Annotated in this window: 13 protein-coding genes; 11 read left to right on the forward strand and 2 right to left on the reverse strand. The window is 40.9% G+C overall.

The features are described from left to right. Nucleotides 1–170 precede the first annotated feature (170 nt). On the reverse strand, nucleotides 171–392 hold the full coding sequence (locus MHM99_RS17815) for a helix-turn-helix transcriptional regulator (protein WP_187447785.1): 222 nt from the start codon (nucleotides 390–392) through the stop codon (nucleotides 171–173). A gap of 99 nt (nucleotides 393–491) precedes the next feature. Here MHM99_RS17815 and MHM99_RS17820 point away from each other — a divergent pair, with 99 nt between their 5' ends. From MHM99_RS17820 to MHM99_RS17835, 4 genes are all read left to right on the forward strand, one after another. Next, the gene (locus tag MHM99_RS17820) at nucleotides 492–728 is read left to right on the forward strand and encodes a hypothetical protein (protein WP_163109808.1); all 237 of its coding nucleotides are present in this window, start codon (nucleotides 492–494) and stop codon (nucleotides 726–728) included. Continuing rightward, complete coding sequence (locus MHM99_RS17825) at nucleotides 721–1,941, forward strand: site-specific integrase (RefSeq protein WP_187447784.1); 1,221 nt, start codon at nucleotides 721–723, stop codon at nucleotides 1,939–1,941. Before MHM99_RS17820 ends, MHM99_RS17825 begins: the two co-directional genes overlap by 8 nt. Before the next feature lie 73 nt (nucleotides 1,942–2,014). Further along, nucleotides 2,015–2,866 (forward strand): HDIG domain-containing metalloprotein, encoded by an 852-nt coding sequence (locus MHM99_RS17830; RefSeq protein ID WP_187447783.1) that lies wholly within the window; start codon nucleotides 2,015–2,017, stop codon nucleotides 2,864–2,866. Nucleotides 2,867–3,056: 190 nt separating this feature from the next. Beyond that, nucleotides 3,057–4,142 carry a cell division protein FtsZ gene (locus MHM99_RS17835; protein ID WP_187447782.1) on the forward strand — a complete coding sequence of 362 codons (1,086 nt, stop codon included), beginning with the start codon at nucleotides 3,057–3,059 and terminating at the stop codon, nucleotides 4,140–4,142. On the opposite strand, the gene MHM99_RS17840 is transcribed toward MHM99_RS17835, so the two are convergent. Continuing rightward, on the reverse strand, nucleotides 4,139–5,179 hold the full coding sequence (locus MHM99_RS17840) for a WYL domain-containing protein (RefSeq protein WP_187447781.1): 1,041 nt from the start codon (nucleotides 5,177–5,179) through the stop codon (nucleotides 4,139–4,141). The genes MHM99_RS17835 and MHM99_RS17840 overlap by 4 nt on opposite strands. Before the next feature lie 215 nt (nucleotides 5,180–5,394). Here MHM99_RS17840 and MHM99_RS17845 point away from each other — a divergent pair, with 215 nt between their 5' ends. The 7 genes from MHM99_RS17845 to MHM99_RS17875 all read left to right on the forward strand — a co-directional run bounded on the left by MHM99_RS17845 (nucleotide 5,395) and on the right by MHM99_RS17875 (nucleotide 15,135). Beyond that, entirely contained in the window at nucleotides 5,395–6,801 is a 1,407-nt protein-coding gene (locus MHM99_RS17845; protein WP_187447780.1) for a zincin-like metallopeptidase domain-containing protein, read from the forward strand. A 376-nt stretch (nucleotides 6,802–7,177) separates the two neighbouring features. After that, nucleotides 7,178–8,047, forward strand: a complete 870-nt coding sequence (locus MHM99_RS17850) for a WYL domain-containing protein (protein ID WP_239220245.1) — start codon at nucleotides 7,178–7,180, stop codon at nucleotides 8,045–8,047. A gap of 17 nt (nucleotides 8,048–8,064) precedes the next feature. Then, a complete protein-coding gene (locus tag MHM99_RS17855; RefSeq protein ID WP_187447630.1) occupies nucleotides 8,065–9,729 on the forward strand; it encodes a DUF262 domain-containing protein in 1,665 nt (554 codons plus the stop codon). A gap of 21 nt (nucleotides 9,730–9,750) precedes the next feature. Further along, complete coding sequence (locus tag MHM99_RS17860; protein WP_187447629.1) at nucleotides 9,751–11,799, forward strand: N-6 DNA methylase; 2,049 nt, start codon at nucleotides 9,751–9,753, stop codon at nucleotides 11,797–11,799. Continuing rightward, entirely contained in the window at nucleotides 11,796–13,076 is a 1,281-nt protein-coding gene (locus tag MHM99_RS17865) for an ATP-binding protein (protein WP_187447628.1), read from the forward strand. The genes MHM99_RS17860 and MHM99_RS17865 overlap by 4 nt, the downstream gene beginning before the upstream one ends. Beyond that, nucleotides 13,073–13,729: a hypothetical protein gene (locus MHM99_RS17870; protein WP_187447627.1), complete on the forward strand. Its 657-nt coding sequence runs from the start codon at nucleotides 13,073–13,075 to the stop codon at nucleotides 13,727–13,729. Before MHM99_RS17865 ends, MHM99_RS17870 begins: the two co-directional genes overlap by 4 nt. Continuing rightward, the gene (locus tag MHM99_RS17875) at nucleotides 13,726–15,135 is read left to right on the forward strand and encodes a restriction endonuclease subunit S (RefSeq protein ID WP_187447626.1); all 1,410 of its coding nucleotides are present in this window, start codon (nucleotides 13,726–13,728) and stop codon (nucleotides 15,133–15,135) included. The genes MHM99_RS17870 and MHM99_RS17875 overlap by 4 nt, the downstream gene beginning before the upstream one ends. Nucleotides 15,136–15,140: the final 5 nt, after the last annotated feature.

The raw sequence follows: 15,140 nt of genomic DNA on the forward strand, positions 1-15,140 counted from the left end.
ACCAGAAACTGGGATAAGATCGGAAGCGTAGAGCTAAATCCGGAGAATAAAAAAGAAGCAGCTTAACAGCTCAGGCGACAACTACCTTGAAAAACGCCGAATTTGACAAGCATGAAATTACGATTTTCGTTTATTTAATTATCAAAATACTTGAGCGTTGTAACCGTGCACTAATCCGGCTCATACTCAATTACATCCTCAATTTTACAATCAAAGAATTTACATAAAGCCTCTAACGTAGTGATGCTGGTGTGATAGCCAGTGTTGTTGGCTATTTTACTCATAGCAGAGCTTTGAATACCTACTTCATTAGCTAAAAACGAAAGCGTTATTTTTCTGCCTTCTTGTTCGGATTTCTGTTTTACCAGCTCTCTTATCTTGTACTTAATCAAAATACAGTTACCAAAAAATACACAAAAATGTCTTGATAAGACGAAAAATGACTTGTATATTTGTCTTGTGAAGACGAAAACAGGTCAAAGGAGGCCTTTATGAAACAAACGTTGCTCACAGCAAAAGAGCTCTCAGCCCGAATTAAATTTAGCGCCAACTATATCAATGCGGAGCTGCGAGACTCTATTTTCATCGAAGGTAAGCATTACATTCGACCGTTTAATGGTAGAAAAATTCTATACATTTGGGAAGAGGTAGAAGCGTATTTGTATGAATCTGCTGTTCGAAATGCCTCATACATTCCTATGGCATCTGGGAGAGTGTGTCATGGGTAGCATAAATGTTCGTGAATCCAAGCTCTATATTGATTTCAGGTATCTAAATACACGATGTAGAGAGCAAACTGCATTGCCTGATACGCGGGCTAACAGGAAGAAACTTGAAAAGCTACTTAAGCAAATAGAGTCAGATATCCGCTTAAAATGCTTTGTGTACAGCGATTATTTTCCCGATTCTAAAAAGGCTTCGAACTTTGTGAAAGAGGATGAACAGGCAAGTCGCATAAAACGAGCGATGCTGGCAACGTACCAAAAAGCGTCTAACGCTCTTCAAGGGCATAATAATACGTCGTTTGAAGACTTTGCCCAGGAGTGGTTTTCTGAAAACGAAGTACGTTGGAAACAGAGCTACGTCAGCAGCATGAGAATTTACGTATTTTCTTATCTCACCAAAGAATTTACGGGTTTTGATGTGAGCGAAATAGACCGCCCGACTATTTTGAAATATCGCGCCAAGCTGATGCAACCAAAAGCTGATGGCACTCAACTTTCGACCGATTTTGTAAACCATATCATGACACCGCTTCGCATGATTTTGCGGGAGGCAGCTGACAGGTTTGGTTTCCGGTGCCAATTTGAAAATATTGCGCCTCTTCGCGTAGACCGACGAGATGTTAATCCATTTTCACTAGAACAAGTGCTTACGTTCTTAAAAACAGTGCGTATCGACTTTCGGAACTACTACACAGTACGCTTTTTTACTGGAATGAGGACAGCTGAAATTGACGGCCTGATGTGGAAATACGTTGATTTTGAATTAGGTACGATAAGTATCAGAGAGACATTTGTTCAAGGCCGAATGGATTCAACAAAAACTCGTGGCTCCATGCGCGACATTCAAATGTCGACATTGGTCAAAGAAGCACTTCAAAATCAGTTTGACGTTTCTGGAGATGGGAAGTTTGTTTTTCCGAACTCCCAAGGTAACCCACTAGATCATGGCAATGTAAGAGACCGGGTTTGGAAACCTACATTGAAAAAAATCGGAATGGAATACCGTAGGCCTTACGAAACTCGTCATACCGCTGCAACGTTGTGGTTAGCATCAGGTGAAGCGCCTGAATGGATAGCGCGTCAAATGGGGCACGCAAACACAAAAATGCTATTTGAGATTTACAGCCGCTACGTACCAAACCTCACTCGTAGAGACGGTTCTGCGTTCGAGCAACTACTTTCAAACGTTCTATGTGAGAACAGCCAGCACTTATAGTTTTAGCATTTAGTACACTGTTAAGGTTAATTAGATTGAAGCTTATACTGGTATCAATAAAGAGGGTAGAACGATGAAAATTGATTCATTGCAGCCGGAGCTTTCAGAAGCGAAAAAACTTGCTCGTTTTAAAGGGTTTTACTGCATGGCTGGACTCGTAGCGAAGTTAAACCAGCATGGTAAGCCGTATTGGGTAATTACGTTAATGGATGCATTTACTGAATTTGAGGTGATAGCCACGCAGATTGATTGCGATATAAAACACTTTTCTCACTTTGGCTTTGTTCACGTTGAAGCAAAAAAAATTAAAACAACCGTTGGTGAGGTACATGTTGCCGATTTTATTTATGCTGTTGATGAAATTCCAGAAAAGTACAGGCATATACGCTTAATTCCTAAAGATGCTTCGGTTAACCATGAAGATATGGCGCGCCTGGTCAAAATTGTCGAGAGTATTGAGTATGACGCATTAAAGCACTTCGTCGCGCACACTTTGCTTCAAAGCAGAATAATGGTGCCGTTCCTTCGAAATCCAGCAAGCTTGAATTACCATCATAACTACGTTGGTGGTTTATTAAAACATAGTATACGCGTAGCAGAGTTATTTGCTGAAAACATGGCTGGTCGAAAAGAGGAAAAAGCTTTAGGCATTGTCGGGGCGCTTCTCCACGATATAGGCAAATCCGTCACATTATCAGAGTCTATGAACTACACCACTACTGGAACAATGGTAAATCATGATTCGTTAACGTTGGAGCTTTGTTCCTTACCACTCTACCTACTTTCCAAAACAAACCCTAGGTATGCCGATATTTTGCGTCATATCTGGACTTGTGAGAAAGAACACTTGAGGTATTCCGCGAAGCTCAATATAGCGACTCAGATACAACGATTCGATAGGGAAGACTCAAAAGAGCAAGCTTAAAGTAGCGAGTTTATGAAATAGCATTATTCTAGGTATGGGCTTTCTCTTCAAAAAGACTCTCATGAGGAGTAGTTTCGGCGTCTAAAGCTGGTATGGCATAGATCTAATATACGTTCGATAATCCTATGCGTCATCTTTTGCCGCATTGTTGTTTCATGCTTACAAGACATTAGTTTTCAAAAGTAAGTACATGCAAGACATTCGAACCGAACGAATTAATATTCACGTTATAGGTGTGGGAGGCTGTGGTGGCAATGCGATAAGCAACATGGCCAGTCTTTGCTCACATGAAAATATCAGGTTTAGCTCTGTTAATACTGATATCGCTGCTTTGCATAGGTGTACAAATCATGAAGTGGTATTGATAGGCGAGGCAAAAACAAAGGGATATGGAGCCGGGGCCGACCCGGATGTAGCAAGCGACGCCGCCATTCAGAGCAAAGATGCCTTAGCGACATTAATAAAAGATGCTGACCTTATTATCATTATCGCTGGCCTGGGAGGTGGCACTGGAAGTGGGGCAACGCCAATCTTGATTGATTTAGCCAAAGAGAGCGATATCGATGTGATGTGTTTTGTGACGCTGCCTTTCAAAGCTGAGGGAGGAAAGCGAAGCGACATTGCTAGAAACGCGCTTGAGACAATACGAAGTAAAGCCAATGCTACTCTCGTTATGTCTAACGATTCATTGCTTTCTGCACTAGATGAAACCGTAGGGCTTCTCTCTGCATTTCGTCACTGTGACACTCAGATGCACAGAATTGTCGAAGCCATTATCGTAATGCTCACGAACACGGGTTATATCAACGTCGACATTAATGATTTCAGTCACATTCTCTCTCTAGAAGGGGATACTGCGCTAGGTGTGGGTATAGCTGAAGATGACAGTTCATTAAGCGCAGCATTAAAACATGCTTTAGAAAACCCATTGGTCGACAAACAAAATATAATTGGGGCGCAGGGTGTTATTGCGCAGCTTACGTGTAGAGAAGAGCCCAGCTTAGCAATGTATGAAGAAATGCTAGCGACACTCCAATCTTTAGTCGATGGCCCTCAAACTCTTATTATTACAGGCGTAACCTTATCTCCAGAATTACCACACTTTGGTGAAGTCTTAGTTATCGCCACAGGTGTGCCTTCTAAGACTCAAAACTTTGAACAAGAGAAAAATGTGATACCCATGAAGCAAGCATCTGTTCCAGCATCATCCAAAAAGGACGCTGCATATTTGGATATACCTGCTTTTGTTAGGCTGCAGGGTAGGGAGTTATCTTAGTCTGAAGGCAATGGTCTTTCTTGCGCAAATTTTTCCTGGTAAGCGAAGAATAACCTTTCAGAAAGCTCAACAAAATACTGCCTCAGTTTTTGAGGGGCGATGACCTCTATGTTGTCGCCTAAACCTCTTAAGAAAGCGCGTAATTTATTGGTATCTTTCACCGTGGCGATCAATAAAGATTTATCTGCATGACTTGATTGCATAATGACCTGGTCGTTACTCAGCCTGTAGCCGTGAAGTAAAAATAAAGAGTTATTTTTAACCAATAGCTTAAGTTTAATGTCTTCTTTATTGTTAGCCGACAAGGTTTGGATATTTTCCTGCTCACTGAATTCTTGTTGGCAGTCTTCGTCAGTGACAGTAATGTTTCTTATAAACTGTAACGGTAGTGCGTAGCGTCTTTTGTGCAGCGAACCAAAAGTACATACAAAGAGTTGTCTGCCATCTTGTTTAACCAGCCCCATAGGGTTAACTCTGTCGTAGTGCTTCCAAACCATTTCATTGCCGCCGCTAAAAATACGCTTAATATCGGCAGAGATTTGTTTTTTAAAAAAGATTGCGCTTTTTAATCTTTCAAACGAAGTTGCATCTATTTCGGGTGGAATGAGCGGCTGGGAAACTTGCGAATCCGCCACTGATCTTAGCCAGTTTGTAAGTAAAGAGTCACTATCTTGCTCTAAGACCTGGCTCGCCTTTGCAAAGTAAGGCTGCATTTCTTTAAGTGTAGAATTTGGCAGTGTGGCACCGGACTGTTCAAGCACCTTAAATGCGAGAGCGGTATTACCATCCATCAAGCTTAAATTGAGTTTCTTAAAATTAGCGTTTATAAACCAGCCGTAGGGTTTTGAACGTTTATCAACGTCTAACCCAAATAGCCCAATATTTTCTAGGCTAACTAAGTCCCGCTGCACCGTGCGCATATCGATATTGTGATGACCGCAGTTTTGTAAATTTTCAAAAATTTGTCGGCTAGATACCTTTCTAGGTGCAGAAGGCACAAATTGAAGAATGTCGAGCTTGCGTTGAAATGCACTCATTGGGGAAAACTGACTTTTGCAATTATGTCTTCACCATAGCATAGAGATAGCATGCGACAAAAATTGTCGCATGCTCTTAGAAAACTATCAATCATGGCTTAAGCTGCAGTAATGTCGCAGTATGTGCTTAAAAAATCTGAGCAATTCACTAAAATAAGAGCTATTTTAAAGGTACTAAACGAAAAATACGTCAATATTCTAAATCAAGGATGAAAATGTTTAACTTAGCAACATTCCGTAATAGTGTTTTCCTTCAACATGAATATGCATTGGCAACAGGGCGTTCAATCGTGAACTTAATGACTCGCTCTAGAGATATTCATGGAAAAACTAACTTTTCTAACTTTCTCATACAAACTCAGTCAACCAGCAGCCCAATTAAATGGCTAGAGTACGAAGAATCTCTTGATGCTAGTGTTAAACCACTTAAACAAGCTGCGACATTCTTATCAGAGCTTGAGGCGTTGGCAGGGGCTACTATTTCAGAGCTATTAGAGGGCTTAAAAAGAAAACACAGTGGTACAACGCTTCGTAAAATATTTGGTTTAGAAAGCGAGGAGTGGGCTGATGTAACTAAATCAGAGTTGCTCCCATTACTCAAAGAGTTCGACTTCTGGATACGCTATCTTGATGAACTTGGGGTCTCAGAACAGTTAACCTCTGCTTATGATGTCCAGACACTTCTCAACATGCCTCTATTTTCCTCTGTTAAGCGCTTAGCGGATGTTATTGATTTAAACAGTGCTGGCTGGGAGCATGATCAAAAGATATTCGATAATTTGGTAGGTAGACTGGACAAGGAGAACAGCAATTTCGTCTCAGAATGGTTAACTTCGCCAGTACTAGAGGCGCATTATAACGCTCATACCCATCGTCAATATGACTCTTTATTCTCATGGCTTTTTTTGTCTTTAATATCAGAGCACCATGGTTTTAAAAGTAATTTTTGGGCAACAAAGAAACAATGGGAGAAAATGGGATGTGAATTAAGTGTAGATGCGAAACCAGCTGCTGTTTTTCATCACTTCACAATAAAAGCTAAAGAAGACGCTGTTCAGCTGGCAGAAGATGAAGTTACGAGTGGATTTGGGAGAAAGGTATCTATTGTCTATAACGCGAGTCAAGTAATAGGTTTTGATGGCGCTGATGCTGTCGATGTGAAAGTTAAACCTCTTTCTAAGTTGGATGAGATTATTAAAGCGTTAAATGTTCGTATTGAACACACAATAGAAGGTAAGGCGTTTTACGATCCCAACGACGATTATATAACTATGCCACAGAAAGAGATGTTCAAAGGTAAGGACGCAACAAAAGCCTACTATGGTACGTTGATTCACGAAATGGTTCATTGGACAGGTCATGAAAGTCGCTGTAACAGAGAAATAGGACATGAATTTGGAAGCGCGAAATACGCTTTTGAAGAACTAGTTGCAGAACTCGGGTCTTGTTTTTTGTGTACGCGCTTTGGTATACGAAAATTGCCTGGTGTTAACTCTGTGAGATACATCAACAGTTGGCTTTCTAGCCTGAATGTAAAAGACACAATGAAAAAGCTGGAATCAGCAGCAAGAAAAGCAAATCAAGCTAGCAACTATATTTACATCCCTCAGCGAGATGATTGATGAAATGTAGCTCATTCTTTAAGTTCGCTGGGGATGTTGAGGTAAATACAGGGTTGCCTAGTAGAATCAGTTAGCTCTCTTTGAGGTTTCAACATAGCCTGACTTACTGAAATCCTTTAATCAGGCTCAATGATAGTGTTCACATTTCTTACGGGGCATGCACACTCTAGTTATGAAAGCTATTGAATTATCTGGAAGTTGATTAATCTTGAATTGACGACGTGACGATTCAAGCGGCACGTCGTCGTGTCCGCTCATATTAATATACACTCTTACATCAGAATCAAATTTAACTACATGATCTAATCATAATCATTGCACCACCTTTCATAATTGACTACTATTTAGCGATAAGGTTTTAAAAATTATAAAAATAATGTCATTACTGGAAACCGCCAATCATGCCCAACGTGAACGTTTGGCATTTATAGACTTTAACCTCCAATACTTTGGTCAAGTAGCTAGGGCTGACTTGATTCAACGCTTTCAAACAGGCCTGGCAGCAGCCACTCGTGACTTTTCATTTTATAAAGAGTGTGCTCCAAAGAACTTGGTGTTGAAGCACCAAACTAAAAAGTATCATCGAACAAATTTGTTCAAACCTTTATTTGAACATGAACCAGAGGCCGTACTAACAGGTCTATGTCGCGGCTTTGGAGATGGTATTTCTCATGGAGTGCAGCCAAGCCAGGTCTGCATTGATGCAACGAGATTAGTCCATCCAGATGCTGAAGTAGTTTCGACGGTGACCCGTGCAATCACGAACCATCAGCCCATAAAAGTTAACTATGTTTCACTCTCTTCTGGCGAGTCTGTTCGTGAACTAGTACCTCATGCTCTGATCAACAATGGCCTTCGTTGGCACGTCCGAGCTTTTGATCGTAAGCATGAGGAATTTCGAGATTTTGTACTGACTCGTTTAGTCAGCATTGAAGTGCTAGATGAGCCAATAGCCGCCCAGGAAGCTCGAGAGGCCGATAAGCAATGGAATCGGATAGTAGATTTACATCTGATACCCCACCCAGAGCTAAAACATCCAAAAGCGATTGAACTGGACTTCGATATGGTTGACGGAGAGTTAACACTGGAAGTCAGAGCAGCTTTGGTGGGCTATTTGTTAAACCAGTGGAAAGTTGATTGCTCTAAAGAGTACTCATTAAATAGTGATGAATATCAATTGGCACTTAAAGCCAATGAAGCAATATATGGTGTAGAGAATCTAATACTAGCTCCAGGTTATAATTAAAAAATAAAGGGATTTAAATGCATTTACCAGAACCGAAGAATTTACCTTACAAGGCTCTTTTAGCTGATATTGAAAAAGGCTTGATTAAGATCCCTCAATTCCAGCGTGACTACGTATGGAGTAAAGACCGCGCGGCAGGCTTAATTGATAGTATTTTAAAAGGTTATCCTATTGGTACGTTTATTACTTGGAAAACCAAGGAAGCTCTTCGTGTTGTTAAAGATTTAGGTGGTGTTGAGTTACCGCCGGTGCCTGATGGTGATTTTGCTGAATACGTATTGGATGGCCAACAACGTATGACAAGTTTGTTTTGTGCGCTTAAAGGTGTCCAAATTAATCGTGGTAAAAAGGTTGATGACTTTTCAGAAATATACATCGACTTAAATGCAGACGAACATCAGCAGATTGTCTTAACCGATATCAGTGAATTGGAAGAAGGTTCTTACATTAAGCTTAAAGATTTAATTAGCTTTGATCTGAATTTCTTACAGAAATACCAACAGTTCTTCCCCAAAATAACAGAGTACTCCCAAACACTTCAGGGCTATAACTTTTCGCTTATAGAAGTGAAGGAAGCACCACTAGATGTTGCAACAGAAATCTTCACACGTATAAATGTTGGTGGAAAACCGCTTTCACTATTTGAAATCATGGTTGCAAAAACATTCGATGCTAATGAAGAGTTTGACCTCTCTGAAAAGTTTGAAGCATTGGTTGATAGATTACGCGAAGTGGGATACGACACTATTTCAGATGCCACCGTGTTACAAACAGTGTCCCTGGTAATTGGCAAGGAGTGCAAACGTCAAAACATCTTACGATTGGATAAAAAGCGATTTATCGAAGAATGGCCTAAGGTCGCTGATGCGATAGAAGCAGCGGTTGACTACTTTAGAGGTTATTACCGTATCCCCGTTTCCAGACTTCTACCATACAACTCGTTGTTAGCTCCATTTGCCTATTTCTTTTATCACCACAAAGATAAGCCACTCGAGAACAAACAACTCTTCTTAGAGGACTTTTTGTGGCGAGTTAGTTTAGGTGGTCGCTATTCGAGTTCTGTTGAAGGCAAGTTAGCGCAAGATGTGAAACGTATCGATAAAATACTGCAAGAGCAGCAACCTGATTATGATTGGAACATAGATACATCAGCGCAATTCATACAAGAAAATGGCTGGTTTAATGCAGGTAGGAGCTATATCAAAGCATTACTTTGTATTTTAGCTTACCAAGAACCCAAATCATTTATCGATGGTTCGATTGTCCATATTAGCAATGATTGGCTAAAGCGTGCGAATAGCCGAAATTATCACCATTATTTTCCTAGGGCGTACTTACGCAAGCAAGGTTTAGGCGATGAGCATAGCAATCATATTGCTAATATCACTATCGTAGATGACTTTTTAAATAAACGAAAAATAGGTGCTCAAGCTCCTTCTGCATATATGCGTAAGTTTACAGAGCAAAACTCGGACCTTAAAGCCCATATGAAAACTCACCTAATTGAGCTGGAAGCTTGGGGCATTTGGGATGATGACTATGACACGTTTTTAACTAAGCGCTGTGAAGTCCTTTCTGAAGAAATTAGAAAACGTCTTGTATTACGTGAACAAGACAAGAATGCACATCAAAGTGTAAATATTGAAGATTTAGATGAGCTGGCTTTGGAAGCTGACTTATAACCACAGATTATCGAGAAAAAAATGATTGTTAGCAAAGAAGTAAAAGATGTACTCGCCATCGAAGATGGCATGATGTTGGATTATTTGACCAATAATCCAATCAAACAAACGCCTAAAGAATTGGTTCGTCAAAAGACCTTACGCGCCTTATTCCATGAGTATGGTTTAAGCGCCGAAGATATGGCACTAGATGTTCCAGTAAAGGTTGATGGTAAGCGTAAGAAAATAGATATCGCTATCTATGATCATGGTGCAGAGCATTTACCTGAAAATATTCGTCGTATTGTAATTTGTGATAAAGAACCAAAGAAAGGTAAAAAGTCAGCAGTTAAAATTCGGGACCATGACCAAGCGCAAAAAGATCTTCAATTGATGGAGGATATGATGCGTGAGCAGGTTGGTGATAAATACGTATTGGAAAAATGTCATTGGGGCTTATGGACAAACGGCATCGAGTTCTTCTTTGTTGAAAAAGAAGAATCACGTTTTGATGCTAAATTTAAAGCGGTAGGCGATTGGCCGTTAGCTGATGAAACGATGGGGAGCCGCGACGTTGCTTCAAATGCACAACTAAGAACGGCTGACCGTGAAATGTTACTTACTGCTTTCCGTCGTTGTCATAACTTCATTCATGGTAATGAAGGGATGCCAAAAGATGCGGCTTTCTGGCAGTTCCTATATTTGATTTTCTCAAAAATGTATGACGAGCGTATCGGCAACAGAGAGAGAGAGTTCTGGGCTTCTGCGACTGAACAGTTCGACGATGAAGGTCGCAAAGTAATCAGAGAGCGTATTGAGCCGTTATTTGAGAAAGTAAAAAAAGCCTATCCAGACATATTTGCAGGCAATGAAGAAATTACATTGTCTGACAGAGCGCTTGCTTTTATGGTATCTGAGCTTGCGAAATATGATTTTACGCGCACAGAAATGGACGCCAAAGGAGCTGCATATCAAGAAGTAGTTGGTGATAACTTGCGTGGTGACCGAGGTCAGTACTTTACGCCTCGTGGCGCAATCAAACTAATTGTTGAAATGATGGCACCACAACCACATGAGAAAGTGCTGGACCCATCATGTGGTACAGGGGGCTTCCTCGAGCAGACTTTAAGCTTCATCAATAAGCAATTACATGAAGAAGAAAAAGTAAAATTGGGTGCTGAAACCACTGAAGAATTCATTTCTATTCAACAACAAATTAAAGAGTTTGCCGAAAAAAATCTGTTTGGTTGTGACTTTGACCCCTTTCTGTGCCGAGCATCGCAAATGAACGTGGTGATGGCAAGTAATGCCATGGCTAACATCTACCACATGAACTCACTGGAATACCCTCATGGACATTTAAAGGGCGTAGACCCCGCCAAGAAAACGATTCCTGTCGGTGATTCCAGCGGTAAAGAAGGCAGTGTTGATGTGATCTTGACCAACCCACCGTTTGGTTCCGACATCCCAGTTACCGACAAGCAAATTCTAGAGCAATACGACCTTGCCTATGTGTGGGAGCGCACTGACAACGGCGGCTTTAGAAAAACAGAACGCCGTAAAGATGCAGTTTCGCCCGAGATTTTGTTTATTGAGCGTTGCGTGCAGTGGCTTAAGCAAGGCGGACGTATGGGTATCGTGTTACCAGACGGTATTTTGGGTAACCCTGGTGATGAATACATTCGCTGGTGGCTAATGCAAGAGTGCTGGGTGCTAGGTTGCGTTGACTTACCGGTTGAGTCATTTATCGTTGAAGCTAACGTAAACATCTTAACTAGCCTACTGTTCTTGAAAAAGAAGACTGATACTGAAAAAGATGCTGTTGCCATCGGTGGAGAGCCCGAATACCCGGTATTTATGGCGGTGGCAGAAAAAGTAGGCTTCGACCGTCGTGGTAATACGCTTTATGAACGTCACCCTGATGGTGAAGAAAAAGTTATTGAAGAAGAGGTTGAGGAGCGTATTCGTATCAACGGTCAAAATGTCGTTCGCAAACTAAAACGTCGCAGTAAAATTTTAGACGATGACTTGCCAAAGATAGCCAAAGCATGGAAAGAATTCAGAGCTGAAAACCCGGAGCCTTCAATATGATCACTCGTATAGAGGCTTACCGTTACAGGTGTTTTAAAAGGCTCGACTTACAGCTAGAACATTTGCACATTTTTGCCGGCTCTAATGGTTCGGGTAAAACGACCCTACTGGATATACCTGCTTTACTGGGTGATATCTTAATGGTGACCGATATAAACGATGCTTTTTTTGCACCTATGAGCGGTAGAGATAGAGCTAGGGCTGATAATCCAAAAGAACTTATTCACATGCTTAAGGGGGATAACTTTACTTTAGTGATTGAGGCAGAGATCCCAGAAAAGCAACAAGTTTTAGTTCAACAATTAGGTCCTAAGCGATTTAGAGATAAGCCAGAATTGAGAAGCAATACCATTAGATACGAGATATCTATAGGCATCATTGGAGATAAGTTGGAAATCAAAGAAGAGCACTTGATGCTCTTTAATGATAACAACAGAGTTGACCATGGCGGAGAAATTCAAGGCGGCAGATTTGATAATGATGATGTTTTCCAAGTAATTGAAAGGTCTAATAGACAAAAAGCTGTTTATTCTGCGGAGTGGGCAGACAAAAGGAAAACTAAGGATATTGAATTTGCTTTACAGAATGAACGCTCTGCTTTTGCTTCAATGCCTGCTGACGAAGTTAGCTTTCCTGCAGCATTTTGGCTCCTTGAGTTCCTTAAGCAAGGAGCACAAAGTTACGAACCACAATGGCCAGCAATGAGGTTAGCAGCTAGTCCTAGAAATAAAAAAGCTTTTAAATCAGATGGCAGTAACCTCTCTTGGCAGGTGTATGAGCTGCAAGAAAATAGCCTTGAAGACTTAGAAGAATGGATCGAAGTCGTAAAGATGGCTCTACCATCAATACAGAATATTAGAGCTAATAAACGAGACGATGATGGTTATTGTTACCTGCAAGTAATATATGACAATGGAATGGAAGTACCCTCAAGTAGTTTATCTCATGGAACTCTTCATATTTTTGCCTTAACGATTCTTCCGTATTTGAATGATGCGCCTAAAGTTATAACTCTGGAAGAGCCTGAAAATGGTATTCACCCCAAAGCAATAGACGCAGTATTGGAGGCCCTTGATTGTGCTCCAAACACTCAATTATTCATGTCGACTCATTCGCCGACGGTATTAGCGCATACTGAAATCGAAAATATTATTACGCTAAGGTTTGATGATGAAGGGGCCACCCAGGTGTTGAAGGGAAGAGAGCATCCCGCTCTAGTCGATTGGAAAGGTGATCTAGATTTGGGAACCTTGTTTGCTGCAGGAATATTCGAATGAGTAGGAAAGTAGTATGTTTGGTTCCGTGTAATGGCATAAAAATGGCTGTTACCGGATTCTTTGAGCGCGAGAATCTGTTTTCAGATATAAATTGCTCTCCGTTTGAATTTAGCCCTGTTCGAGATATAAAAAAAACACCAACAGGGCAAACTGATCGAAGTGTTTGGCTCAATGCACATAAGTTTTTAGAGCCTCTCAAAACTAGTTATGAAAAAGCAATAATCTTAGTTGATGCTCAATTTCCAGGTTCACCAGGAGAGTTGCAAATTAAGGCTGATATTGAAAAAAATATGCTAGCGAGCGGGTGGCAAGTTGATGATTTTTCGGTTGGCGTATTAACGCCTGAGCTAGAGGTCGTTTTATGGCCGGGAAATGATGGCTTACTAGCGGATTTAGTTAGATTTAATTTAGCAGAAAATATAAATGACTGGTTAGCGTCGAATGGTTGGGTATTTGATGAACAAGGTATTCCTTCTAAGCCCAAAGAAGCTCTTGAGTTATTAATTAAAATAAACCGAACGGGCAAAAACGTAAAACACGCGTTGGTGTGTAAAAACTTCGCAAAATTAGCACCGATTGATAATTGTATACATAACTCCTTTAACTTTGTTACTGAAAAAGTTAGAGAGTGGTTTCCTTTGGAGCAAGTATGAAAGTAAAGACAATACCGAGCAATTGGCTTAGTGATGAAGGAAAGCGTTTAGATTGCGGTCCATATATGACGGGTGCTAAGGAAGCGGAACAACTGATAACTGAGTGTACTCTACCCAAGAAAGAGCTGAAAAAGCTGTTAGTTAATGAAGCTAAAGGGGCATTTCATGCGGGAAGAGAAGGTCGAGTCTGGGTTAAAGAAGAACTATATGGCACTCCATTTATGGGGAGTGTCGATATCATCCAGGCAAACTTAGCTAGATTACCTTTAATATCAAAAGAACAAGTAACTCGAAAGCCACTATTTAAAATTTTCAAAAATTGGATTTTGATTACTCGTTCTGGAACTATTGGACGTATGACTCTAGCTCGTGAAGAGATGGATGGTAATGCCTGTTCAGAACACGTGATGAGAGTAGTTCCTGATTCTGAAAAAGTATCTCCAGGCTACTTATATTGTTACTTAAGAAGCAAGTTCGGAGTACCCCTAGTAGTCAGCTCTACCTATGGTGCAATCATCCAGCATATAGAGCCTCACCATGTCATAAATCTACCAGTCCCAATAGTTGATAAATCTCTGGAGATATCTGTCCATGCAAAAGTCGAACAATGCGGTGTAAATAGGACGGAAGCTAACAGTTTACTAAAACAAGCTGGAAAGCTAATTACTGATTACTTTAGCTTCCCTGAAAAATTAGCCTTATCACATCGTGTTTTTACGCATTCATCAGCTTCTTCCAAGCTAGTTCAGAAACGGATGGACTCCACCTATCACGATAAAATTGCTCAATTAAGCGACGAATTAGTTGTTAGTGCTGGTGGGACTGAAACATTAGCCGAGCTGGGAGTGACAACTGGTGAGTCTGGCAGAATGAAGTTGCTCTTCACTGAAAGTGACCATGGCGTACCTTTTTCAACTAGTGGTGAAATTTTTAGGGCTCGTTATGAGCCTAAGCGCTTTTTAGCTAAGTCTAAACTAGGTGACGTGTCAGAGTGGGGAGTTCAGCAGCAAGATTTGTTGCTGGCGCGTAGCGGCCAAGTTGGAGGTATTATAGGGACGGGTGTTTGGGCCGACTCACGTTTTGAAGACGCTGCGGTGTCGGTTGATGTGATTAGAATTAAGGCTCAGAAATCTCAGGTATTGCCCGGTTACTTATACGCTTACTTGATGTGCACAGACGTCGGCTATAGACAACTCATCAGAACTGCGGCAGGAAGTTCGATACCTCATTTGTCTTCAGACGATGTGTTAAAGCTGAAGCTACCTAGGGTTAGTAAAGAATATGAGAAGCAAATACATGAGATGGTAGTAAAAGCTGGTGAATTAGCTGCTGAAGCTCAAAAATTAGAGGATGAAGCTGTTCGAATGGTTGAAGACGCAATCGAGGCTGCAGCACCAAAACATTAAGGAGC

This window comes from Alteromonas sp. MmMcT2-2 (assembly GCF_022348305.1).
Taxonomy (GTDB): domain Bacteria; phylum Pseudomonadota; class Gammaproteobacteria; order Enterobacterales; family Alteromonadaceae; genus Alteromonas; species Alteromonas macleodii.